Origin of the sequence: Novosphingobium sp. PhB165, from assembly GCF_004341845.1 — a bacterium.
In the GTDB taxonomy this organism is placed as follows: domain Bacteria; phylum Pseudomonadota; class Alphaproteobacteria; order Sphingomonadales; family Sphingomonadaceae; genus Novosphingobium.
The window spans coordinates 39,465-64,192 of the sequence record NZ_SLVB01000014.1 but is presented as its reverse complement, the minus strand read 5'-3'; the positions used below and the strand labels follow the sequence as shown (position 1 = coordinate 64,192).

General features: G+C 64.2%; 19 protein-coding genes. 4 read left to right on the top strand and 15 right to left on the bottom strand.

Annotated elements, in window-relative coordinates:
- From EDF56_RS24160 to EDF56_RS24135, 6 genes are all read right to left on the bottom strand, one after another.
- Nucleotides 1-963, bottom strand: a complete 963-nt coding sequence (locus tag EDF56_RS24160) for an ABC transporter substrate-binding protein (protein ID WP_165912364.1) — start codon at nucleotides 961-963, stop codon at nucleotides 1-3.
- Nucleotides 947-3,493: a TonB-dependent receptor gene (locus EDF56_RS24155; RefSeq protein WP_243652830.1), complete on the bottom strand. Its 2,547-nt coding sequence runs from the start codon at nucleotides 3,491-3,493 to the stop codon at nucleotides 947-949. The genes EDF56_RS24160 and EDF56_RS24155 overlap by 17 nt, the downstream gene beginning before the upstream one ends.
- A 269-nt stretch (nucleotides 3,494-3,762) precedes the next feature.
- On the bottom strand, nucleotides 3,763-4,563 hold the full coding sequence (locus tag EDF56_RS24150) for a class II aldolase/adducin family protein (protein WP_132392446.1): 801 nt from the start codon (nucleotides 4,561-4,563) through the stop codon (nucleotides 3,763-3,765).
- A 190-nt stretch (nucleotides 4,564-4,753) separates the two neighbouring features.
- Nucleotides 4,754-5,698 carry an NAD(P)-dependent oxidoreductase gene (locus EDF56_RS24145; RefSeq protein WP_132392444.1) on the bottom strand — a complete coding sequence of 315 codons (945 nt, stop codon included), beginning with the start codon at nucleotides 5,696-5,698 and terminating at the stop codon, nucleotides 4,754-4,756.
- A 4-nt stretch (nucleotides 5,699-5,702) separates the two neighbouring features.
- Nucleotides 5,703-6,905 carry an acyl-CoA dehydrogenase family protein gene (locus tag EDF56_RS24140; RefSeq protein ID WP_132392442.1) on the bottom strand — a complete coding sequence of 401 codons (1,203 nt, stop codon included), beginning with the start codon at nucleotides 6,903-6,905 and terminating at the stop codon, nucleotides 5,703-5,705.
- Complete coding sequence (locus EDF56_RS24135) at nucleotides 6,906-7,901, bottom strand: ABC transporter substrate-binding protein (protein ID WP_132392440.1); 996 nt, start codon at nucleotides 7,899-7,901, stop codon at nucleotides 6,906-6,908.
- Nucleotides 7,902-8,374: 473 nt separating this feature from the next.
- Here EDF56_RS24135 and EDF56_RS24130 point away from each other — a divergent pair, with 473 nt between their 5' ends.
- Genes EDF56_RS24130 through EDF56_RS24120 form a run of 3 tightly spaced genes read left to right on the top strand, consistent with a single transcriptional unit; the run spans nucleotide 8,375 to nucleotide 12,892 of the window.
- Nucleotides 8,375-10,831: a TonB-dependent receptor gene (locus tag EDF56_RS24130; RefSeq protein ID WP_243652829.1), complete on the top strand. Its 2,457-nt coding sequence runs from the start codon at nucleotides 8,375-8,377 to the stop codon at nucleotides 10,829-10,831.
- On the top strand, nucleotides 10,831-12,378 hold the full coding sequence (locus EDF56_RS24125) for an FAD-dependent oxidoreductase (protein ID WP_132392438.1): 1,548 nt from the start codon (nucleotides 10,831-10,833) through the stop codon (nucleotides 12,376-12,378). Before EDF56_RS24130 ends, EDF56_RS24125 begins: the two co-directional genes overlap by 1 nt.
- Before the next feature lie 16 nt (nucleotides 12,379-12,394).
- Nucleotides 12,395-12,892 carry a RidA family protein gene (locus EDF56_RS24120; RefSeq protein WP_132392436.1) on the top strand — a complete coding sequence of 166 codons (498 nt, stop codon included), beginning with the start codon at nucleotides 12,395-12,397 and terminating at the stop codon, nucleotides 12,890-12,892.
- Between the two features lie 181 nt (nucleotides 12,893-13,073).
- On the opposite strand, the gene EDF56_RS24115 is transcribed toward EDF56_RS24120, so the two are convergent.
- From EDF56_RS24115 to EDF56_RS24075, 9 genes are all read right to left on the bottom strand, one after another.
- Nucleotides 13,074-15,566 carry a TonB-dependent receptor gene (locus tag EDF56_RS24115; protein ID WP_243652828.1) on the bottom strand — a complete coding sequence of 831 codons (2,493 nt, stop codon included), beginning with the start codon at nucleotides 15,564-15,566 and terminating at the stop codon, nucleotides 13,074-13,076.
- A 133-nt stretch (nucleotides 15,567-15,699) separates the two neighbouring features.
- Complete coding sequence (locus EDF56_RS24110; RefSeq protein WP_207905044.1) at nucleotides 15,700-16,638, bottom strand: ABC transporter substrate-binding protein; 939 nt, start codon at nucleotides 16,636-16,638, stop codon at nucleotides 15,700-15,702.
- Between the two features lie 3 nt (nucleotides 16,639-16,641).
- Nucleotides 16,642-17,502, bottom strand: a complete 861-nt coding sequence (locus tag EDF56_RS24105; protein ID WP_132392430.1) for a TauD/TfdA family dioxygenase — start codon at nucleotides 17,500-17,502, stop codon at nucleotides 16,642-16,644.
- Between the two features lie 23 nt (nucleotides 17,503-17,525).
- Entirely contained in the window at nucleotides 17,526-18,860 is a 1,335-nt protein-coding gene (locus EDF56_RS24100; protein WP_132392428.1) for an LLM class flavin-dependent oxidoreductase, read from the bottom strand.
- Nucleotides 18,861-18,966: 106 nt separating this feature from the next.
- Nucleotides 18,967-20,058, bottom strand: coding sequence for an LLM class flavin-dependent oxidoreductase (locus EDF56_RS24095; RefSeq protein ID WP_132392426.1), 1,092 nt, complete (start codon nucleotides 20,056-20,058; stop codon nucleotides 18,967-18,969).
- Between the two features lie 24 nt (nucleotides 20,059-20,082).
- Entirely contained in the window at nucleotides 20,083-21,315 is a 1,233-nt protein-coding gene (locus tag EDF56_RS24090) for a rhodanese-like domain-containing protein (RefSeq protein ID WP_132392424.1), read from the bottom strand.
- A complete protein-coding gene (locus tag EDF56_RS24085) occupies nucleotides 21,312-21,932 on the bottom strand; it encodes a cysteine dioxygenase (RefSeq protein WP_132392422.1) in 621 nt (206 codons plus the stop codon). Before EDF56_RS24085 ends, EDF56_RS24090 begins: the two co-directional genes overlap by 4 nt.
- Nucleotides 21,929-22,741 (bottom strand): ABC transporter ATP-binding protein, encoded by an 813-nt coding sequence (locus EDF56_RS24080; protein ID WP_132392420.1) that lies wholly within the window; start codon nucleotides 22,739-22,741, stop codon nucleotides 21,929-21,931. The genes EDF56_RS24085 and EDF56_RS24080 overlap by 4 nt, the downstream gene beginning before the upstream one ends.
- 53 nt (nucleotides 22,742-22,794) lie before the next feature.
- On the bottom strand, nucleotides 22,795-23,577 hold the full coding sequence (locus tag EDF56_RS24075; protein WP_132392417.1) for an ABC transporter permease: 783 nt from the start codon (nucleotides 23,575-23,577) through the stop codon (nucleotides 22,795-22,797).
- Between the two features lie 276 nt (nucleotides 23,578-23,853).
- Between EDF56_RS24075 and EDF56_RS24070 the strand changes: the two genes are divergently transcribed.
- Nucleotides 23,854-24,687, top strand: a complete 834-nt coding sequence (locus EDF56_RS24070) for a LysR substrate-binding domain-containing protein (RefSeq protein WP_132392415.1) — start codon at nucleotides 23,854-23,856, stop codon at nucleotides 24,685-24,687.
- Nucleotides 24,688-24,728 lie beyond the last annotated feature (41 nt).

The window sequence follows — 24,728 nt, the reverse complement described above, 5'->3', positions numbered from 1 at the left end:
TCAGGCCCTCAACAGATCCGGCACGACCAGGCTGGCGACATCGACGCGATGCGGCAGCACTTTGTAGGTCTCGTAGAAGCGATCCGACGCGGACTGGAGCGCGGTGACGAATTCAGCATCGGGCGGGGAGAGACCGGGCTTCTCGCGCGCCGCGACCACCCGTGCGATTGCGGGGTCCATCCCTGTCTGCCGGGCATAGAGCCGGGCATAGGCATCGGGATTTTCGATGCACCATGTGTTCGCGGCGCGGGCGCGGGAAAGGATGTCGGCTATCGCGGCGCGCTTGTGTGGATCGGCGAGAGCGCGTTCGGAAACCGTGATGGCCGAATAGCCCGGACCGATGCCGGTGCCGTCCCGCAATATTCGCGCGCCGTCCGCCTCGGCCCGCGCCTGATACGTGCCGAATATGGCCCAGGCGGCGATCTGTCCGGTCGCGAAGGCCGCCGCCGCATCGTTGGGCAGCATGTAACCGATCTTCACGGACGATGGTGGCAGGCCCTTTTCGCGCAGCGCCTCCAGCAGCAGGAAGTGCGATATGCTCCCGCGCGCGCTCGACACGATCACGGTCTTGCCGACGAGGTCCTCCACCGAATGCATCGGAGAGCCGCGCGGGACGATGATCGCCATGGACTTTGGCGATCCCTTGTTCACCGCGGCAATCTTCAGACGGCAACCCGCCGCCGCAGCCAGAATGATCGGCAGATCGCCCGCTGGAGCAGTGTCGACGGCGCCCGCGTTAAGCGCTTCCAGCAGGGGTGCCGCGCCCGGAAAATTACCCCAGCTGATCCCGTAGGGCAGATCTTTAAGCTGGCCGGCTGCCGAAAGCTTGGTCTCCAGCAGGTGGACCTGATCGCCCAGCACCACTTGCGTGCCGCTCTTCGCAGCCTTGCCGCATCCCGACAACAGGGCAAGGCCCCCCGCCACTCCGGCCAGAAACAGGCGCCGGTCAGAAACTGACTGCAATAAGTCCATAATAGTATCCACCGTTGGGGTTGAAAGGCGAAGGTCCATAATATCCCTGGCCGGTCTGCGGACTGCCGGGACCGTTGGTTTCGGGGCGCACATTGAAAATGTTGGTGGCGCCGATCTGTAACGTTGCGAATTCCGTCACTTGCGCGGAAACCGAAGCGTCGGTGATCCACTTCGCGCCGAAGTGGCGATCGTCCCCGGCAGCGGTGCGCTGGGTGTACTTGCCATAGCGGGCGGTGGTCAGGGCAATGCCGAAGATGCCCCTCGTCCAGTTGGCGTTGAGCACGATCTTGGTGCGCGGGTTGATGACTTCCAGTTCGCCGATGCGGTCCCCTCCGAAGAAAGCGGAACCCGTTGCCAGCAACGAGACGCCGCCCGCGTCGAACAGCTGCGCGGGAACGGTGGGCAGCTTGTCCACCGTGGTCTTGTTGTAGTTGAACGCGGCATTGAGGTTCAGCCTGCCGAAACCGACAGGCGACACCGTCCAGTCGGCAACCACGTCCAGCCCGCGGGTGGAAGTGTCCACCGCGTTGAAGAAGTACTCGATCTGCTCGATGCCGGTCAGCCCATTGGCATTGAGCAGCGCGGTAATGCCGGTGCCGTAGAGGCGCCCGGTGCGGGCGATGCGGTTCTTGATCTTGATGTAATATCCATCGGCTGTGACGCTGAGATTGGACACAGGCGTGATCACCACGCCCGCCCCCGCGTTCCAGCTGCGCTCCGATTTCAAGGGCTTCGCCCCGAACAGTGCGCCGATGGCCGAATCCGGCGTGACCAGTTTTGCGACGGTCGGCGTCAGTTCGGTCAGTCCGCTGACGGGGTTGAAGACAAGCGCGGTGCGCCCGTCCGTCTGCGCATAGGCGGACTGGGTGAGCGAAGGTGCCCGGAAACCGGTGCCGACAGTCCCGCGTATCGCCACCACCGGGCTGAATTCGTAGCGCGTGTTGAGCTTCACGCCGACCGGGCTTCCCGAGCCGTCGCTGTAGTGTTCCGCGCGGACGGCAGCGCCGATGTACCATTGGTCGAGCGGATAGATACCCAAGTCGACATAGCCGGCATAGACCCGCCGGGTGGCATCGGCCTCGTCTTCGGGCGAGAGCACGATGGCGCCTTGCACGACCGGAGATGCCGCAACGCCGACGTTCCAGTCATACTCCTGGTCGCCGGGCTGGAAGACATAAGTGGCAGGCGTATAGGCGAGCGCATCGGCCGCGAACGTGCGGAAGCGGTCCAGCCGATACTCGGCACCGAACGAGACCTGGAGCGGCCGGGCCAGCCCCACTTCGAACTCACGCGTGAGGTCGAGGTTGTGCGTCCACTGGCGGAACTCGAAATTGGCCAGATTGGGCCATTCGGTCGGGCTGGTCGGACCGAGCGAGGGCTTGATGGACAGCTTGGAGAACTGCCGGCTCCAGTTGCGGCCGAAGCTGCTCGACAGGTCGAGATTCCAGCCCGCCAGATCGCCCTTCACGCCGGCGACGAACTGGAAATCCTTCTCGTCGATGTTGTTGAGCGGATAGTAACCGTCCGGAAACAGCGCAGTGAAGTTGGCGTTGCTGTTCGGACGGCGGAAGTTGTTGCCGATCTGCGCATCGCGCTCGCCGTATGTGCCGAAGGAGTAGAACGTCAGTTCGTCTGTCAGCGGCAGTTCCGTGTTGTAGGAAAGGTTGAAGGCCTTGATCTCCGGGTCGCCGTTGTGAGCGCCGTCCCCGTCCCACGCCGCGTTTCGGGCAGCGGCTTCGTCGCTGTTCGCCTGGACCTGCGCCGCCGTCTGCCCGGAACTGGAGATCACCTGCGCCACCGTCCGGCCGCTCGGGCGGCCGTAGATGTTGGTATCGGTGGCTTTCAGGTTCCACCAGTTGCCGCCGCGCCGGCGATAGTCCGCGCTCAGGCGCAGAAAACCGCCGTCGCCGATTGCGGTGCCATAGCCGATCTCCCCCTGCCAGCTGTCGCGATCGCCCTCGCCGACGTACTGGCTGCCGTAACGAAAGCTGGCATCCAGTCCTTCTGCGTGGCTGAGCTGGATATTGATAACGCCCGCGATGGCATCGGTGCCGTACTGCGCGGCCGCCGAGTCCTTCAACACTTCGATACGCGAGATGGCGCTAACCGGTATCAGGTCGAGATCGACGGCATTGACCCCGCTGGTGTCCTGCGTGGTATTGGTCATGAAACCGCTGTTGTGCCTTCGCTTTCCATTCACCAGAACCAATGTGTAGGCAGGGCTGAGGCCGCGGTTGCTGACCGGGCGGACGATCGAAAAGACGCCTGCATTCGTCGCGGAAAAATTGAGCGACGGCAGGATCTTGGTCAAAGCTTCGCCGAACTCGGCGCCGCCGGTCTGGGCCAGCCTCTCGCCGGATACGACATCGATCGGCGCCGGACTTTCCGTTACCGTGCGCGGAGATCCCCGCACGCCGGTGATGACGATCTCCTTTTCCGGCGCGGCGGCGGATGCAGCCGCAGGCGCCTCGTCTGCCTGCGCTGCGTCAGCGATCGTAAGCGCGGCAGTAGCAGCGCTCACAAGTATAGTGATCCTTCTTGTCCGAATTGTCATGTCGCCCCCTCTGATCGAGATCGTCTCGGCCTAGGGGCACCGGAAAAGCTCTTCCAATGAACTTTTCACGCGTTCGAATTGATTGATCTTATCGATGTAGTTCGGCTTTTCTGGTGCAAACAATTACTTGGAATTCACTCCACAGGAACCCGCCAAACCCACCTCGAGAAGCAACAAGCGAGAGCGCCCATCCCCGCATGGGATGGGCGCCCGGCAGAAACATCGCTGGCGAAAGGTCAGCTATCGAACCCGGGCGAATCCCGCGAGACACGGCGCAATACCGCGTCCCAGACAAGCTGGTGATGCGGCTTGTGTCCTTCTCTGGAAACAGCCGCGGGCGGCCGCGCCGCGAGTTGCTGCCGTGCCTCTTCCTGCGCCGCTGCGGGAGCGATCAGGACGTGTTCGCGCCCTCCGGCGAGTGCCGCCACTTGCGCGGAACAGGCCGCCTCAAGCTGGTAGATGCGGCTCCACGCCTCACCCGGTGTACTGCCGAGTGCCAGCGTGCCGTGGTTGCGCAGCAGCATCTGGCTGGTAGTGCCAAGATCGTGCACCAGCCTCTCGCGTTCGTCGAGGTTCAGCGCGACGCCTTCGTAATCGTGATAGGACAGCTGCGGAATGATCATCAGCGCGCGTTGGCTGACCGGCAGCAGCCCCTCGGCATGCGCCGATGCTCCCATGCCGTCGCGCGTGTGGAAATGCGCGATGTAGTGCGCATCGTCCCGCGCCGCATGAATGGCCGAGTGGATCACGTAACCGGCATAGTTGATGCCATATTCGCTTTCGCCGATGATGTTTCCGTCGATGTCCACCTTCACCAGGCTGGACGCCGTGATCTCGTCGAACATCAGGCCGAACGGGTTGATCAGGAAGTGATGATCGGGGCCCGGCACGCGCGCGGAAATGTGCGTGTAGAGGAAGTCGTCGAAGTGGTGGAGCGCGGCGATCCGGTAGAAGGCCGCAAGGTCGACGCGCACTTTCCACTCGGTGTCGATTACGTCCTGCCGGCCGATCCGGTCGTCTGCGAGGGCAGTGGCCATGATGAAATTCCTCTCAGCGCGATATGGTATAGTGCCCAAAGAATGGACGATTGGATGTAGGAAACAATTGAACCTGAAAAAGATCAAATGAGAAACTCTAGGGAACTATCGGTCTTGCTGATACTTCATGCGGCTGAAAAATATCGCTATTTCATTTGAAAAAGCAGACTTCCGGTTCGCGAAAGCACGTTCAGTAGCCCCGGTCGCGATCGACGACGTCGCGGGGCTGCTCGCCGCGTAAGTAGCGGCTGAGATCTTCGTGTACCTTCTCCAGCAGGCGATGACGGACCCGCAGGTAGTTGCTGGAAATGTGCGGCGTCAGGCGAACGCATGGATGCGTGTAAAGGCGGTGACCGGCTGGAAGCGGCTCCGGTTCGGTCACGTCCAGCGTCGCGAATCCAAGCCGGCCGGCGTCCAGCGCATCCAGCAGCGCCTCCTGATCAACCACCGATCCGCGGGCAACGTTGATCAAGTGGGCATGAGGCCGGACATGTGAGAGAAACTCCGCACCAACCAGCGCTCTCGTCTCGCTCGTGGCGGGAAGCGCGAGGACGATGTGGTCCGAGCGTGACGCCAGTTCGGCCAGGCTCGGCACCAATTCCACACCGGCAATCCCCGGCTCAACGCCCGAGCGCCGGACGGCAATCACATGCGCACCCAGCGCTGCGCCGCGCAGAGCGACCGCCGTGCCGATCGCGCCCAGTCCGACAATGCCGATCGTCGTGCCCGAAACCTGCCCCAGTACCCTTGGACCCCAATCGTCTCGCGAACGAACGGTGGCGGCCTCCAGATCTTTCGCCTGGGCATAGATGGCCGCGATCACATAATCGGCGATCTCGTCGGATGCCACGCCCCGCCCGCAAGTAACGAGCGGTGCATCGAGCAGCCAATCTGGATAGAAGTCGATCCCGGCCGAGCCGCTGTAGACCCATTTGAGCCGTCCGGGCCAGATGTCTGGGCGCGGGGCGGGACGGCGCTTCCACGTCGGAGAGGGGACGACCAGAAGCACATCGGCATCATGTGCCGCCGCCCAGGGTTCTTCCTCCGCGACACCCACGATTGTCGGGCGAGAGGGATGGCGGGCAAGACCCTCGTTGAAATCGCGATCGAGCTGGCTGGCTATTACGAGCGACATCGGATCAGTTCCCCAGTCCGGCGCGGCCAGCCGCCACCAGCACCGTATCCGCTTGTGGCGAGTGAATGCGGCTGCACAACACATCGCGGTAATGGCGTTCGAGGGGATTGCGGCGGCTGATGCCCGGATTGCCGGTCAGTTCCAGACCGATGGCAACCGCCTCGATCGCATTGGCGTTGGCAATGTGCTTGATGAGGTTCGCCTCGGCGGGAGAGGGCAGTTCGCCCCGGTCCGCTGCGGCGGCGGCATTGTCGATCAGCACGCGGTTGGCATAGAGCCGCGCCTCGATCTCGCCGAACTTCTCCTGGACGCGAGGCAGCGTCGCCAGCGCAGCGCCCAGATTGGTCGGCACCCGCTCGTTCAGATAACGGGCAAGCCAGTCGCGTGCGGAGCGGGCCACGCCGTCATAAATCGCCGCGATCGCCAAAGCATTCCATAGCGCCTGACGGCTGCCTTCGCCGCTTCCCGGGCGCGGCGCCCATTCCTCGGGTCTTCGCACGTCCACCGCATGGCCGATCGGTGTGAGGACATCGTCGAAGACGACTTTGTGGCTGACGGTCGCCCGCATGCCCAGGTGATCCCATTCCGGTTCGATCGTGATGCCCGGCGTGCCCGGTGCCACCAGGAAACTGCCGACCAGCGGTTCGCCGTCGTCAGTCCTTGCCCATACCGCGAACCAATCGAGCCCGGTCGAGCCTGTCGAATAGATCTTCTCGCCGCTGATCCGCCAGCCTTCCGCCGTCCGGCGCGCGACGGTCTTGGGCAAGCCGCCCCGCACCGGCGTGCCAAGCTCGGGCTCCACGCGGAACGTGCCGATAAGGCCCCGGCCCGCGACCGCCTCGCGGGCCAGTTGCTCATACAGCGCGCGCGGCCAGCGCTCGGTCTTTTCCGGCGCGGCGTGAAACGCATAAGTCATGAACAGGATAAGGGCTGTCGATGGTTCGCCCTTTGCCACCGCGCCCAGCAGGCGAATTGCCTCGACATAGCCGCCACCCCCGCCGCCCAGATTGCGGTCTACGGTTAGGCCGATCAGGTTCTCCCGCGCTAGCAAGTCGAAGTTCGCGCGCGGGAATTCGCCTGAACGGTCGTACTGCTCCGCCGTGGCGGCGAGCGCTGCGGTAATCCGGTTCAGGTCCCTGTCGCTCGGCGAAACAAGGCCGGGTGCAGCAGCAACATCTCGGGACGCAAGCGTAACTTGGCTGGCCATTCAGGCCTCCTTCGCGATCATGCTGTTGAAACGGTCGATCCAGAGCGGGCGGACGTCGACATGGCTGGGAATGAGCCCGGCATCGCTGAATACGTCCGCGACCGCCTGCTGCGACGCGATGGCGCTCGGCGTGACTGGGCGCAGCGAATAGGTCGCGCTCTGCCGCCGAAACTGATCGTGCACATATTCCGGCGGCACGCCGATCTCGCCGGCAATGATCTCGGCCCAGCGATCGCGATTCTGCGCCGCCCAGACATAGCCTTTTTGCAGCAATCTAAGGTAAGCCTCGATCTGTGCGGACTTTTCGCGATCTGCCAGCGCCTGTTCGTGTGCGCAGATGATGTAATTTCCCGACAGGAAACCCAGCGCGGTCTTGAGAATGCGCGCGCCCTCGGTGGCAAGCGCGCGCTGTATGGGGAAACCGTAGATGGCCCAGGCGTCGAGCGAGCCGCGCGAAAAGGCCGCAGCGCCGTCCGAGACCGTCATCGCGATCGGGTCGATGTCGGACCATTTCAATCCGACGGAGGCCAACATCCGGATCAGGAAGTATTGCGAGGTCGTTGCCCTTACGTACCCTACGCGCTTGCCCTTCAGGCCGCTCAGGTCGCGGATCGGTGAACCAGCCGGCACGAGCACGACCTGATTGTTGACATCGCCATGGTTGACGGCGATCTGGCGGAAGCTCTGGATTGTCGAAGCGGCCGCGAAAACCGGCGGTATCTCGCTGGTTCCGCCGAAATCGAGCGAACCGGCGTTGAACGCCTCGACGACGAGGTGCCCTGACTGGAACTCCGAATAGCTGATCGGGAAGTCCGGTTTCAGCCCGGCATGCTGAAAGAGGAGACGCACGTCGCCCTCGCCCTTGCCGGTGATAGAGACGCGCAGCCCGCCCGCGTCCTTCGCCCCTCCCGAACAGCCGACAAGGCCGGCGACGAGAACACCCGCGCTGCCCCGAAGAACCGAACGACGATCGAGATTGATGCAGTCCTTGATCATCGCCGACGAAGACTTTCCTATAGCCATTTGACCTTCAGGTTCTGATCAGACGGTTGCACGGCGACAAATGAGTTCTGCTTCACGCCTGTTGAGCATCTTCAATTCTGCGCGATACACCACCCCGAACGGCGCGCGACGGTCTTATTAGCAAGTCGATCAACCTGTTTTGAACTTCTCAATTGGCTATCACTCGGCTCCAATCTATTTGCATCCTCAATATCGGGTTCTTAGAGAATCACGGAATTTAGCACATCGCGCGATAAACAAATAATGAACTGAAATACCTCGCGGAAATATGTTCATTTAATATTCTCATCATTAAATCTATTATTTGGAGAGATGAAGAATATCTACATCTGCCATTCGCGGAACATCCCCCTAACCAATTGTTACGACGCATCAAATTTCGATGACGTTTCGAAGCCGGACCCGGTTCGGCGCACATCTCGATTTCGAGATATAAGGGGGAAACAGTGAACCACATCGTTGCAGGCCGCCTTGCAGGCGCTTCGTTACTCGCGTTGTTCATGACCATGCCGATCCGGGCAGAGGCACAGTCTGCCGCACCATCGGATGACAGCGGCGGAACCGCCAATGCGATCATCGTGACCGGCACTCGCCAGACCGGTCTCAAGGCCGCCGACAGTGCCGCCCCCATTCAGGTGTTGGACGCGGACACGCTGGCCCGGGTGGGGCAGCCCTCCCTCAGTCAGGCCCTCACGCAGATCGTTCCTTCCTTCACCGCCCAGGCTTTCGGCGGGGACGCGGCCAACCTCACGCTGACGGCGCGGCTGCGCGGCCTCAGCCCCAACCACACGCTCATTCTCGTGAACGGCAAACGCCGCCATCCCAGCGCCAACCTGCAAGTCTCTGCCGGGCCCTATCAGGGAGGCGCGGCCCCCGATCTCGATCTCATTCCTCCTGCGGCCATCGAGCGGATCGAAGTCCTTCAGGACGGCGCCGCCGCCCAGTACGGTTCCGACGCAATCGCCGGGGTCATCAACATAATCCTCAAGTCGGACAGCGAAGGCGGTCAGGCTTCGGCTACGGCGGGACAATACTATCACGGAGATGGCGAGACCTTCGGCGCATCGGGGCGGATCGCACTGCCGATAGGCGAGCGCGGCTATTTCGACCTGACGCTGTTCCACCGCTTTCACGACTTCAGTCAACGCGGCGGCGGCGACAAGCGCATCTCCAACAGCGACGGCACCCTATTGGCGGGATTGCCCGCAAGCTGGGCATCGATTCCCGGCTTTCCGCGCCTCAACGGGATCTATGGCGATGCACGCTCCCGGCTGACGACAGGCGTCTACAACGCCGGCTACGATCTGGGAGGCGCAGAACTCTACAGCTTCGGCAGTTACGGACGGCGCACGGCGCGGGCGGTAGAGCAATACCGATTGCCCAATCGCGTTTCGCGAACCGTGGACGGCGTCACCACCCTGCCCTTTCCTGATGGCTTCACACCCTTCATGGGCCTGGAGGAGGACGATTACTCCTTCACCGGTGGAATAAGGAATAACGCGGGAGCCTGGCGATGGGACCTGAGCGGTACCTATGGCCGGAACAAGGTGCGCATAAGCACACTCAACTCGGCCAATGCCTCGCTCTATGCCGACACCGGCTTCACCCCGCGCGATTTCTATGACGGCGCCTTCACCGCAACGCAGTTCACCGGCAATCTCGATATCTCGCGCGAGATCGACGTCGGGTTCGACAAGCCACTCAATCTGGCCTTCGGCGGCGAGTATCGGCGCGACACTTACGCTATCGAGGCGGGCGACGACGCCTCCACCTACAAGGAGGGCGGGCAGTCCTTCCCCGGTTTCCAGTCTACCGACGCAGGTCATAACAGCCGCCAATCCGGGGCAGGCTATGTGGACATCTCGGCCAACCCCGTGGACGCCTGGACCGTGGATGTGGCCGGTCGCTTCGAGCACTACAGCGACTTCGGCAGCACCGCGATAGGCAAGCTGACCACCCGCTACGACATCTCACCCGCCTTCGCCCTGCGCGGCACGGCCAGCACCGGCTTCCGCGCCCCGACGCTTGGCGAATCCTTCTATTCGGCAACGCAAGTGTCGCCCACGACAGCGGTCGTCCAACTGCCCGCGAACTCTGCGGCGGCGGCACTGCTGGGCTTCCAGCCGCTCAAGGCGGAGAAATCCACCAACTTCTCGGCAGGCCTTGTCGCCACGCCGACCTCGTCGCTGACGATCACGCTGGACGCGTACCAGATCCGGATCCGCAACCGGATCACCTCCACCGGCAACCTGCTCGGCAAGTCGGGCACGACGATCATCGACCAGAACGTGCTCGATGCGATCGCCGCACACGGCAATGTGATCGATCCGGGCTCGACTTACGTCGCGGCCAGTACTTTCGCCAATGCGATCGACACACGCACCCGCGGCGTTGATCTCTCGCTGGCGACATCCACCCGGTTCGATGCCAGCCGCATCGACTGGACACTGGACGCCAACTACAACCGGACGAAAGTCACCCGCGATCGCCTTCCGGCCGGCGTCTTCACACCGCAAGCGCGCGGTGACATCGAGACGGCCTCACCCAAGTTCAAGATCGGCCTTGGCGCCCTGTTCACCAGCGGCGCGCTCAGCGTGAACTTGCGTGAGACGATCTATGGCCCCGCCTCCAGCTATGCCTCAGCCGACCTCACGACGTACTACCCCACTCACATCGACACGGCGGCGATCACCGATCTGGAACTGGGCTACGAACTGGCAAGAGGCGTCCAGTTCGCAATCGGCGCGAACAATCTGTTCAACAAGCGACCACCCGATCCGCCCTTCGTCCCCGGCACGACCACATACGTGAACAGCTCCCTCGTTTGGGGAGGGCCGCTCACTTACGCAGCCTATGGTTTCAACGGAGGCTATTATTATGGCCGCATTACGGTGAACTTCTGATGCCCGGCGCGCCATTTTCCCGGTTGAGCCGCCGCACGGTTCTGGGCGCAATGGGCGGCCTGACGACAGCAGCCCTGCTCCCTCCCGGCCTCGCGGCAGCCCGCCCCGCCAGCGGCGGCGGCGGCGCCTCCGGCCGCCGCGTGATCGTGATCGGCGCCGGCATGGCCGGTCTGGTCGCCGCCCACGAGATCGAGAAACAGGGCGGCGAGGTCATCCTGCTGGAAGCCCGCGACCGCGTTGGCGGCCGCGCCTGGACGCTGCGTGGCGGCGATACCGTCAGCCACATCGGCGAGGACGATCAGCGGGCAACCTTCTCCGAAGGGCTCTACCTGAATGCCGGCCCTGCCCGCATCCCGAGCCACCATGACCAGTACCTCGGTCTTGCGCGCGAGTTGCAGGTACCGCTGGAAGTGCTGGTGAACACCAGCCACAGCAACTTCCTGTCCGCCACGCCGGACAGCACCGAACGGCCCATTCGGTTGCGGCAGGCATCGAACGATCTGCGTGGCCATCTTTCCGCGCTCCTTGAAAAGGCACTGCGCAGCGGTGCACTCGATCAGGATCTCGATCCGGCGGCCCGGACCAAGCTGGTCGAGTTCCTGAAAACCTACGGCGATCTTGCGCAGGATGGAACCTATCGGGGCTCCCAGCGCTCCGGCCTCTTGCAAGTACCCGGCGCCACTATCGAACAGGCGATTGCGGTGCCGCCGGTCACGCTTGATGCACTGCTCGCCAATCCGGAGCTGTCCACCTTGCTGTTCGAGGAGAACATCCTCATGCAGCCGACCATGCTCCAGCCCATGGGGGGTATGGACCGGCTGCCCGTTGCCATCGCCGGCGCCTTGCGCAGCAAGCCCAGATTGCATGCCGAAGTCCGCGAGATCCGGCGGTCGGGCGATGGCGTGCGCATCGTCTACCGGGACCGCCGCACCGGCCGCGACATCGCCGTGGAGGGGGATCGGGCGATCATCACCACACCGCTGTCGATCCTGGCCCGCACGCCCAACGACTTCAGCCCGGCCGTGAGCAAAGCGATTGCCGGCGTGCGCTATTCGGATTCGATCAAGATCGGGTTCGAAAGCGCGCCGTTCTGGGAGCAGGAGCAGATCTACGGCGGCATTACTTTCGTCGGCGGCGATACCGGGCTGATCTGGTATCCCAGCGGCCAATTTCAGGCGAAGCGGGAAGTGCTGCTCGCCGCCTACAGCGCCGGTCCGCAGGCGCGCAACCTTGCCCTGCGGACGCGTGCCGAACAGATCGAGCAGGCCCGTGCCGCCGTAGAACGATTGCATCCGGGCCATGGCCGGGATCTCTCCGCGCCGGTCGTCGTCCATTGGAACAAGATCCCCTTCAGCGAAGGGCCATGGATCGAATGGAGCGATCCCGGAAACGACATCGCCTCCGCGGCCGTCCTCAACGCAGGCGACGGGCCGTTCCTCTTCGCCGGCTCGCACCTGTCCGCCTATTCGGGCCACTGGCAGGAAGGCGCCATTCTATCCGCGCGCCGTGCCGTCGCCTTGGCCGCGACCGACCGCCGATCCGCTTGAATCAGGGAGAATACGCATGAGATCTTTCGTCCCCATGGCCGCCGCGCTCCTGAGCCTAACCGGCGCCGTCTCCGCGCATGCCGAAGAGATCGTTCGGCATCCCGGCGCCGCCGGATCGCCTATCCTCGCAGGCGTCACGGTCCCCGCCAATGCCACTTATCTCTATCTCAGCGGACAAGTGCCCAGCCCGGCGAACAACACCGGAGCGCCGACCGATCCGGCCACTTACGGCGATACGAAAACGCAGGCGACCAGCGTGTTCCGCAAGATCGACGCTCTTCTGAAAGCGCAGGGCTATACGCTGGGCGACGTGATCAAGCTGACCGTCTTTCTGGTCGGAGATCCCGGGCTGGGCGGGAAACAGGATTTCCAGGGCTTCCAGCAGGCCTATTCCGAGTTCTTCGGCACCGCCGGCCAGCCCAACCTCGTTGCGCGTTCGACCGTACAGGTTGCCGCGCTCGCCAATCCCGGCTTTCTCGTGGAGATCGAAGCCACGGCTGCCCGGACACGATAGCGGATACCCGTCCACATGCGATGCCTTTCCCGCAGCCGGACTGCGGGAAAGGATGTCGTCGGCTCAGATTTCGTATTCGAGCTGACCGAGCCCGCGCAGGCTGACAACCCCATCCCTGTTCGCCTTGCAGGACTGTCGTACACCCTTCTGCCGACGCGTTTCGGGACAGGCGATGGACCGATCAGAATTTCACGTCGAGACGGGCATAATAGAAGCCGCCGCTGAGCCCGAAGGGTGCAAAATTGCCATAGAGGCCTGAACCATCGTAAGCGACTGCGCCGTTCTTCTGGGGGTAGACGTCGAAGAGGTTGTTCGCGCCCACGGCGATGTCGAGGCTTTCCGTGAGCTGGAAGCCGACCTCCGCGTCCGTGATCCATTTCGCGCCGAAAGTGCGGTCGGACGCGGCGACGTTGCTGGCTTCGGTATATTCCCCGTAGCGCGTCACCCGCAACAGCGCCCGCAGCCTGTCGAGCGACCAGTTGCTGGACAGCACGACCTTGCTGCGCGGCAGCGCCACGACGAGATCCTGCTGCGCCTGGCGACCGAACAGAGTGACGTTGAGATCGCTCAGTTCTTCCGGATTGTCGATCACATGGAGGATTTTGGTGCGGTTGTAGCTGTAGGCGGCATTGAGGCGGAACGTGCCCAGCGCGGCGGTATCCAGCGTATATTCGCCTACCACATCCACACCGCGCGTGCGGGTGTCGATCGCATTGGTGAAGAACTGGGCGCTGTCCACGTCGTCGATACCGTTGGCAACGAGGATGTCCTTGATCGCCGCGCCGCCGTTCGACGCCGTGCCGAGGAACTCGGTCTTGACGATGCGGTCGTCGATGCGGATCTGGTAGGCATCGACCGTGATGCGCAGCGGCCCGTTTTCATATGTCACGCCTGCCGTGAAATTGAGCGATTTCTCGGGCTTGAGCGGCTTGGCTCCCAGCGCGATGGCTGCCGCGCTGTTCACCGGCAGGAATTTCGAGACGGTGGAGACGCGGTCATCCCCGATCACGGTGACGGTGTTCTGCGTGGTCGAGAATGCCGTCTGCGCCAGCGACGGCGCGCGGAAACCGGTGTTGACGCCGCCTCGCAGAGCAAGGCCCTTCGTCAGTTCGACGCGGGTCGACGCCTTTGCGCTGAAGGTGTTCCCCGCGCTGTCCGAATAATGCTCGAACCGGCCGGCAAGGCCGAGAAACCAGCCCGGCGTCAGGTCGGTAGAGACGTCCACATAGGCCGCCACGTTGTTGCGGCTGAGGCTGGATGCGTCCGCCGGGGACGTGCCGGTGAAGGAAACCAGCCCCGGCGACGGTGATTTACCGCCATAGAGCAGGCCGAACGGCGTGCCGTCCGCAGGGATCACATAGCCACCGTCGCGGTAGCTGTCCGGCTCGCCCGCGAGGTTCTGGAACCGCTCCCAGCGCTGTTCCACGCCGAGCGACAGGCTGACCGGCTTGGCAAGCCCGAGATCGAGGTCACGGCTGAGATCGAGATTGTTGACCCACAAGTCCTGCTTCTGGCGGCCCATGAAGAAGCTGGTGGGGCTGTCCGGCCCCAGCGAGGGGTTGAGCGTATTTTCGGCACCCAGCTTCACATTGTTCCGCCCGAAGCCGGTCGAGACATCCAGCGACCAGCCGGCGAATTCGGAACGCAGCCCCAAGGCGACCTGGAAATCCCATTCCCAGATCCGTCGATAGGCCTGGAAGCCGCTGGGATAGAGCTGCGGCAGCACGGAAGCACCGGACGTATTGGCGAGCCCGCCATAACCCGTCGGCGCGGCGAAGAATGCACCGCGCGCATCCTTGATGTCCCGGTGGCTGAGGGTCGCGAACGAGTAGAGGCTGGTGTCGTCACCCACCGGCAGTTCGGCGTTGTAACTGGCGTTGACGATCTTGTCGCGATTGGAGCGTCCATAACCGCCGGCGATCAGGTGATCGGCATCGGCCTCGCGCGGGTCGGGCTGTCCGTTCACCAGCGGGTAGATGTAAGGTACCGGTTCGCCCGAGGAATCCGCCCGGTCGTGATACTTGGCCTCGACCGCGAAGCGCGCAAAGCCGCCATCGCCAAGGCCCAGGCCGTAGGTTCCGGCAACTTGCGCCAGCGCGCCGCCCTTCTGGTAGAGCTGGCCGCCTGTCACCGAGACTTCGCCGCCCTGCGGCGAATTGTCGAGGATGATGTTGATGACGCCGGAAATCGCGTCCGAACCGTATTGCGCCGCCGCGCCGTCGCGCAGCACTTCGATCCGGCCGACGCCGATGGTGGGGATCAGGTCGATGTCGACCGGCGTGGAGCCGCCGGAAACGCGCGAGAGATTGTTGATGAGCGAGGTCGTATGGCGGCGCTTGCCGTTGACCAGCACCAGCACGTAGTCGCCGGACAGGCCACGGATCGCGATGGGCCGGACGCTTGCCGACGTGCCGCCGCCGCCCAGCGCGGGCATCGTCAGCGACGGGATGATGTTGCCGAGGATTTCCTTGAGCCCGGTCCGCCCGGTATTTCGCAGTTCCTGAGGACCGATGACGTCGATGGGTACCGGGCTGTCGGCGACCGAGCGCTGGATGCGCCCGCGTACACCGGTGATGACAATGGCTGATCCATCTGCTTCGGCGGGCGCCGCGTTTGCCGCTGCCTCATCGGCGGCCTCCTCTGCCCTAGCGGGAGAGATGGCCAGAAGCGACACGCCGACAAGTAGACCGGAAATTGAAAATTTCTTCACATCAACCCTCATATCGAAAAATATAAGAGCCTTCGTGCCATCTCAACCAAATTGGTTGAAATTGAAATATCTCATTCCTATGCAATATTTTCTTTAGTTAGACATTAGATACGAATGCACTATCGAGCGGACGAACAGACTTGACTTCACCAAATCTACGAAATGTATCCAGAACGATTTTTTGATCGGCAACAACTCTGTCATCGATAGGAACACGCAGGCGAATATTCTTCGTCGCGGTCTCGCGGGCGATGCCGAGGGGCAAGCCGGTCTCCTTTGCCAGCACGGCGCTATAGTCATCGATGTGTCCCTTCGCCCATTCCAGCGCCTTGCCCTCGCGGCGCAGGAAATCGGCGAGTTGCTCGCGCTTGTTGGCGATGGCGCTCTCGGGCGCGATCTCGAAGCCGTAGCCCTGCACGAAGTCACGTCCGTCCACGACGATGCGGTCGCCCTCGGCCTGCGCCGCTGCGACATAGGGCATCCAGGTGGACCAGGCATCCACCGCCCCGCTCTGGAGCGCCGCGCGGGAATCGCTGGGGGAGAGGAACACGATCTTCACGTCCTCGGGTCTGAAGCCGGAAGCGATCATCGAACGCAGCACGAGATAATGGCCGACACTGCCGCGCGTGGTGGCAATCCGCCTGCCCTTCAGGCCATTGCCGTCATGGACCGGCGACCCAGCCGGCACGAGGATCGACAGCGCGCCGTCGATCCGGCCTTGCGTGCGCTGCGCGCCCACCGCCTTGATCGGACTGCCTGCCTGATAGGCAAACTGGAACGGGGCATCACCGACAAGCCCGAGATCGACCGCGCTGCTGCCCAGCGCTTCCAGCAGGTTCTGCGCGGCGGGGAATTCCGACCATTCCACTTTGTAGGGCGCACCGTCGAGCGCGCCAGAGGCCAGCATCAGCGCCTTGGTGCCGCCCTTCTGGCTGCCGACGCGCAGCACGTCCGCATGCGCGCCCGCGCCCCGGCCGCAAGCGGCCAGGGCGAAAGTCGTAGCAAGTCCTGCAAGCAGATAGCGTCTGTCCAGCATCAATCAGAGGTCCGTCCAAAGCGGTTCGTCGGCGATCAGGATGCGGTGCAGTTCGCGCGGGAAGTCGCCATAGTTGCGCACCGCGAAGTGCACCGTGGCGCGGTTGTCCCAGAACGCAACCGTGCCCGGCCGCCACGAGAAGCGGGCCTGAAGATCGGGCCGCTTGTACTGGCGCAGCACTTCTTCGAGCAGCTCGCGGCTTTCGGACAGTTCCAGCCCCAGGATCTGCGGCTGCTGCGAAAAATTGACCCAGAGGATCTTCTGCCCGGTCTCGCGGTGGGTACGCACGATCTTGTGCGCGACGATCGGATATTCGTGGCCGGAAAGCTCCAGCGCGGGCACGAAGTTATGCGTGACGTGCTTGCCTTCGAGCCGCTCCTTCAGTTCGGGTGAAAGCGTCTCGTAGGCGAGGTTCGCATCCACCCAGATCGTGTCGCCGCCCACTTCCGGCAGGTTCACGTCGCGCAGCACCGCGCCCCATGTCGGCACGAGGCGCCAGCTCGTATCGGTGTGATAGGCTTCGCCCGCCTTCAGCTTGTAGCCGAGCTTCTTTTCGTATTCCCGATCCTCCCGCGCGGCGATGGCGTGGACTTCCTTGTTCGCCGCATCGTGGCGGGTGGTCGGATGGGTATAGAGCGGGCCGAAGTTCGCCGCGAAGGCCGCCTGCTGGGCATCGTCGATCGACTGGTCGCGGAAGAACAGGACCTTCCACTTGAGCAGTGCGGCGCGGATCGTCGCGCGCAACTCGTCGGTCAGGGGTTTCGAAAGGTCCACGCCCTCGACTTCGGCGCCGATGCTCGGCTGGACCGGGCGGATGACGAGATCCGTGCTGGAAACGTCGAAAGTGGAAGCGGTTCTGGCCATGAGTCTTCTCCTTTCCTTGCGTGTCAGGCAGCCGTGCGGCGCAGGCGCGCAGAGGTGTTGCGGTTTTCGGGAACATCCAGCCCCAGTGTCTCGCGCAGGGTCCTGCCGGGGTAGTCCTGCTTGTAGATCCCGCGCGCCTGAAGGATCGGCACCACGTGGTCGACGAAGACCTCAAGCTGGCCGGGCAGGGATTCGAACAAGTTGAAACCGTCGGATCCGCGCTGTTCGAGCCAGAGCTGGAAGCGGTCCGCGATCTGCTCCGGCGTGCCTGTGAAGTGGCTGCGCGGCGTGGCGACGCGCAGGGCGATCTCGCCCAGCGTCAACCCGCGCGCCGCATCGGCGAGCACGCGTTCGGACGCGCTCTGGTTGCTCTTGCGGCCCTCTTCGGCGACATGCTGCGGGAAGGGTCCGTCGGGATCGTAGACGCTGAAATTATGGTCGTTGAACGAGCGTCCAAGCGCCCTGAGCGCGTTCTCCAGACTGACGAGGCCCGCCAGTTCGCCGTAAAGCCGCTCGGCTTCCTCCTCGGTGGAGCCGACCACGGGACGGCCGCCCGGGAGCACCAGAAGCTGTTCGGGATCGCGGCCGAAACCACGCGCGCGGGCCTTGACGTCGGCGTAGAAGGCCTGCCCCTCGGCGAGGTCCTCCTGATGGGTGAAGATCGCCTCGGCATGGCGCGCGGCGAAGTTGCGGCCGTCTTCCGAGGACCCCGCCTGGAAGATCACCGGCTGGCCCTGCGGTGAGCGCGAGATATTGAGCGGGCCCTTTACGGAGAGGAACTCGCCCTTGTGGCCCAATTCATGGAGCTTGTCGGGATCGAGGAACTGGCCGGTCGCCTTATCGCGGACCAGCGCGTCGTCTTCCCAGCTGTCCCAGAGCCCTTTCACGACATCGAGGTATTCCTCGGCCAGCCGGTAACGCACGTCATGATCGAGGTGCTTGTCGCGCCCGAAATTGGCGGCACTCCCCTCCAGCCATGAGGTAACGACGTTCCACCCGGCCCGCCCGCCGCTGATATGGTCGAGCGAGGCGAACTGGCGGGCGAGGTTGTAGGCCTCGGTATAGCTGACGGTCGCCGTGCCGACGAGGCCGATGCGCTCGGTCACCGCCGCGACGGCGGAAAGGATCGTCAGCGGTTCGAAGCGGTTGAGGTAGTGCGGAGAGGACCGCGCGTTGATCGAGACGCTGTCGGCCACGAACAGGTAGTCGAACTTGCCGCGCTCCGCGGCCTGTGCCTGCCGGGTGTAGAACGAGAGGCTGGTGCTGGCATCGACCTGGGCGTCGGGATGGCGCCAGTCGTCCCAGCCGGGGCCGACGCCGTGCAGGATGAAGCCCAGCTTGAGTTGGCGGGTGGTCATGTCTTTGCTCCTTCTGCGTGGGTTCAGGCTATGCGGGTGGGCCGGGACGAACCAACGCGGATGGCTGATAGGAAGGTGAGTATTTCCAAAGCGCGGGAAGGCCGTTTCAGCTTGCCAGCGCCACTTTGTCCGCCCCCTCGCGCGCGGCGACTTTCGCGCGCACCAGCGGGATGAGATCGCGACCATAGTCGATGGCATCCGCGAGCGGTTCGAAGCCGCGGATCAGGAAGTGATCGATGCCGATGTCGTAGTATTCGAGCAGGGCCTCGGCGACTTGTTCGGGCGTGCCGACAAGGCCGGTGCTGTTGCCCGCAGCGCCGGTAAGCGCGGCAACGCCGGTCCAGAGCCGGGTGTCGCGGCGCTGGGTCTGCGCGGTTTCAAGCAGGCGCAACGATCCGGCATTAGGCGGGCGGTGGCCGCTCGTGGGCAGCCCCGCCGCCTCGCGATTGGCGCGGACTTTCTCGGTGATCTCGTCGGCCTTTTTCCACGCCGCTTCCTCGGTATCGGCGATGACCGGCCGCAGCGAGAGCGAGAAGCCGGGATTGCGCCCGTGACGGGCAGCCGCGTGGCGCACGGTGCGCACGGCTTCGCCGACCTGCTCCAGCGTCTCGCCCCAAAGCGCATAGACATCGGCATGGCGGCCCGCGACCTCGATCGCCTCGGGCGAGGAGCCGCCGAAGAACACCGGCAGGTTGTCCGGCTTCACGGCGCTGAAACCGCCGCGCACTTCATAGAAGCGGCCGGAATGGTCGAACGGCGCCTGCTCGTTCCATTCGCGCTTGAGCACATCGAGGTACTCGTCGCTGCGCAGGTAGCGCTCGGCCTTGAGAGTGTGGGCGTCACCATCGCGCGCCATTTCCTCGTCGGCGCCGCCGGTGATGATGTGTACGGCCACGCGACCGCCCGAAAGCTGGTCCAGCGTCGCCAGTTGGCGTGCAGCCAAAGTCGGCTGGGTGAAACCGGGCCTGTGCGCGACAAGGAAGCCGAGGCGCGTGGTGATCGCGGCGGCATGGGCGGCGACGATCTGGCTCTCCGGCGAACTGGAGCCGAACGGGATCAGCACCCGGTCGAACCCGCCCTCTTCCTGTGCGCGGGCAGCGGCCTCCACATAGTCGCGGTCGAGCACGCGGGAGCGCGAGCCGGCGTGGATTTCCGAACTGTCGTTGAAGCCGATGTAGCCGATGAATTTGACGGTCATGACAAGGTCTCCCTGCGGGAATGATCAGATGACGAAGAAGCCGTGGGTGCCGTCGCGCTCCAGCTGGGCGACGAGGCCATATTCCCAGTCCAGATAAGCCTGCATTGCGGCCGCGCGGTTGTCGGTGCCCTCGTAGGGGCGCTTGTAGCGCCCCTCGGGACCGCGCGGCGCCGGTGCGCCGTCCTCACCGGTTTCGAGTGGGCCGTCGAAGGCATCCGCCAAGACCAGCACGTCCCAGCCGAGCTGCGCGAGCCAGGACGCCGTCATGTCGGCACGCGGGCCGAGGTCGTCCGCCAGCACGATGCGGGCGCCGCGCACGGGCGCGAAGTGGTCGGTCTCCTGAACGAGCTGGCCGCCCGGCGCATTGCGAAAGCCTGCAGGGTGTCCGGCCGCGAAGTCGGCGGCCTGGCGCACGTCGAAGCGATAGAGCGTGCGGTCGCTCTCGGCGAGGAGCGCCCTGAGATCGTCGCTGTCGATCCGGCGCACGCCGGCGCGATAAGCGACATCGCGGGCGCGCTCGCGCGCTACGTCCAGCTCGCCGTCCTGCCCGGTTTCCACGCTCTCCTGCCGCCCGGTCTCCAGCAATTGCCCGGCGAGCGTCCAGCCGATCGTGCCGTTGCGCAGGGCAAAGATCCTGTTCGGCAAACCCGCATTGATAAGCGACTGCGTGCCGATGATGCTGCGTGTGCGCCCGGCGCAGTTGACGATGATCGTCGTGTCCGGATCGGGCGCGGCGACCGGGGCGCGCAGCACGAGTTCGGCGCCCGGCACACTGCGGCCGCCTGGGATGCTCATCGTCGCATATTCGTCGAAGCGGCGGGCATCGAGGATGGCGATGTTCGCCTTCTCCTCGATCAGAGCCAGCACGTCGGGCGCAGGCAGCGAGGGGGTATGACGGCGATGCTCGACCAGTTCGCCAAATGCCTTGGAGTAGCTGTTCACATCCTCGAACAGTTCGTATCCCGCCGCGCGCCAGCCGGAGAGGCCGCCCTCCAGCACATCGACGTGGGTGTAACCCAGCGCGCGAAACTGATGCGATGCCGGTTCGGAAAGGCCCTCGCCGTCATCGTAGACGACGATCGGGGTGTCCTTGCGCGGAATGCGCCAGGGCGCCTCAATCGCGATGCGTTGCAGCGGGATCTGCGCGGCAAACAGCGGATGCCCGAGCGCAAACTGGGCCTCCTGCCGCACGTCGATCAGCGCGATCTCGCGGCGGGCCAACAGGGCACTGCGGATTTCCGTGGGAGAGACGCTCATACCTGGATTACTCCGTTCCAAAGGTTGGGCAGGACATCGTTCGCGTAGCCCGAGATGAAGGGCCGTTCCTCGCCATTGGCGCGATACGTCGCGCGCTCCACCGCGCCGATGTTGGCGCCGTAGACGTGGATCGAGATCGACGTGCGGTCTGCAAAGGCATTGGCGACGCGGTGGATGTCGCCGACGTCCGGATCGATCCCTTCCACTTCGCCTTCGAACAGGTCCGCCGTCGCGCCTTGCTGGACGAGCGAACCGTCCACGCGGCGACGGAAGTTCTGCACTTTTTCCGCCCCGCGCAGCACGCCGACCAAACCCCATACGCGGTGATCATGGATCGGCGTCGTCTGGCCCGGCCCCCAGACGAAGGCGACCACGCTGAAGCGCTCGGCACTGTCGCAATGAAGCAGGTATTGCTGATAGCGATCGGGATGCGGACGGGCGAACGCATCAGGCAGCCAATCGTCGCGCGACACGAGGCGCGCGAGCAGATCGCCGCCCTGCTCAAGGATCGCGGCCTGCCCCGCGCCGCTGTCGAGGATCGCGGCAAAGCCGGTCACGAAACGGCGTAGCGGAGCGATATCCCGTGGCGGAACGACAAGCGAAACCGCCGCACTCATGCAAAGCCGCCGGCGTGGAGCGCGATGATTTCGGCAGGCGACGGGCTCTCGGCGACGTGACCGCCCAGCGCGCTCAGGAGGCGACTGCGGAGCCCCCGCGCGACATGGCTGCGCTCGCCGCGCGGCGCCTCGATGCGCTCCTGCGTGACAATGCGTCCCTCGTCGAGCAGGACGATGCGGTCGGCCAGGGCAATGGCCTCGTCCACGTCGTGCGTGACCATCATCACCGCCGGGCGGTGGCGCGTCCAAAGCGAGAGCACGAGTTCGTGCATGCGGAGCCGCGTCAGCGCGTCGAGCGCGGCGAAGGGTTCGTCGAGCAGCAACAGGCTCGGTTCACGCACCAGCGCACGGGCAAGCGCCACGCGCTGCGCCTCGCCGCCGGACAGGGTCAGCGGCCATGCGTCGAGCCGGTGCCCGAGCCCCACCTCGCGCAGGGCGCCTTCGGCACGCGCCCGCACGTCGCCGTCCCGCAGGCCCAACGCGACATTGCGCCAGACCTTCTTCCACGGCAGCAGGCGCGCGTCCTGGAAAACGACCGCGCGCGAGGCCGGTACTGTCACATCCTGTCCCAGCGTCGGATCGAGACCCGCGAGTGTCCGCAGCAGGGTTGTCTTGCCCGATCCCGAACGGCCCAGCAGCGTCACGAACTCGCCCGGTGCGATGTCGAGGTCCAGTCCCGAGATGATCGTGTTGTCGCCAAAGCGGCGGGTGAAATCGCGCAGCCGGACGACGGGCTGGGCCTTCTGGAGTTGAGCGGTCTGGAACTGGGGCGGAGCCACGCGGGAATAGCCGGTCGATCGAGCGTCCATGGCAGTTTTCTCCGATGAAGGGGCGGTTCTGGGGAGCATTGCGAGACGATGCATCACTGGGAAACGATACTGGGTCGCCAGACGAGAGCCCGGCTTTCCACGGCCCGCACCAGCGCATCTGCGGCGAGGCCGAGCACGGCGTAAATCATCAGGCACACGACGATGATGTCCGTCCGCATGAAGTCGCGGGCATTGTTGATGAGATAGCCAAGCCCGGCCGACGCATTGATCTGCTCGGCCACGACCAGCACGAGGATGGAAACGGAAAGCGAATAGCGCAGCCCCACCAGCAGCGAGGGCAAGGCGCCGGGGAGGATGACGTGAAAGATCTGCTCTGCGCGGCTGAGCCCGAAGCTGCGCGCGCCTTCCAGCAGGCGCAGGTCCACGCCGCGAATGCCGCTGTAGAGGTTGAGATAGACCGGAAAGATCGACGCGAAGGCGATCAGCGCGATCTTCGGCGTCTCGCCGATGCCGAACCAGACGATGAACAGCGGCGTCAGCGCGAGCGTCGGGATCGTGCGATTGATTTGCATCAAGGGGTCTACCGCCACCTCGCCCTGCCGCGAAAGCCCGGCGACGAGCGCCAATGCCACGCCGATCGTCACCCCGATGGCAAGGCCGATAGCGATGCGCAGGAACGAGACCCAAAGGTTGTCCACCAGCTCGCCGGAGACCGCCATGCCCAGCAGCGTCGAGAGCACCTTGGACGGCGCGGCCAGCGTCCGTTCGGGAATGAGGCCCGAGCGCGATCCAGCTTCCCAGGCGAACAGGAACAGCAATGGCGAAAGCCAGCGCGCGCTGCCCAGCAAGGCGGTGATCCGATGCAAAATAGCCATTGTCTCTCTCGTCCGGAGGGCGGGAACGGAAGAGACACCGCATTCTCAACTATTTCAATTGAGTTTTCCCGGAGCGCCTATCAGCGCTGCTCATAATCGAGAAAAACGGCGATTTTCCGTCGCCGATCCGTGCCGAATTCGGGTCGAGCGCATCGCCCACACGGTTGCGGTGAAGACAAGGTTTGCAATCACTGTCACAAACTCTACTGATTTAGTTGAGAATATGGAACACTCTATCGCCTACTTCTCCCCCATCCCATTGCGAGTGATTCGAACATGCCCGTCAATCTTCCCACCAACCTCCTGCGCAGTTTCGTGGCGATCGTTGATACCGGTTCCATGCTCCATGCGTCCGAGCGGGTCTTCGTCAGTCAATCCGCCCTGAGCCTCCAGATCAAACGGCTGGAGGAATTGTTGCAGCAGGCGCTGTTTCATCGCGAGGGACGCAGGCTTACCCTCACCCAGTCTGGTGAACTCATGCTCGACTACGCGCGCAAGGTGCTCACCTTGCACGACGAGGCCGTGGCCGCCGTCACAGCCGGCCACTTTACCGGGCCTGCGCGCATCGGCATGGTCCAGGACTTCGCCGAAATGCTGCTGTCGGGCCTGCTCGCCCGCTTCGCCGAGCTTCACCCCGAAGCGCAGCTCTACTCGCGCGTCGCGGGCACGGCGGAACTGATCGGCCAGCTGGAGCGACGCCAGCTAGATATCGTGCTGGGTTTCGCCGCCCATAACGACCCCAACGCGATCGCCAGCGCGCCCATGGCCTGGTACGGCAAGGCTGAACTGGCGCTGTTGGACACGGTGCAACTCGCCGTTCTCGAACCGCCCTGTCGCTTTCGCGAAGCGGCGATCCGCGCGCTGGAAGACGCGGGCAGGCCGTACCGGATATCCGTGGAGACGCCCAATCTCACCGCGCTTCGCGCTGCAGTCGATGCCGGGCTGGGACTGACTTGCCGCACCCACCTGTTCCTGCGCGAAGCCCCGCTTGAGGATGTCGACCTTCCGGCCTTGCCGCACGTTTCCTGCATCCTGCAGACCGCCAGCGGCCTCGACGGACCCACCAGCCAATTGGCGCGACTGGCGCGGGAGGTGGTTGCCGCGCTCTAGGTCATATTGGAAAGTCTCAAGGAAACCGGCGGGTTTCTCGT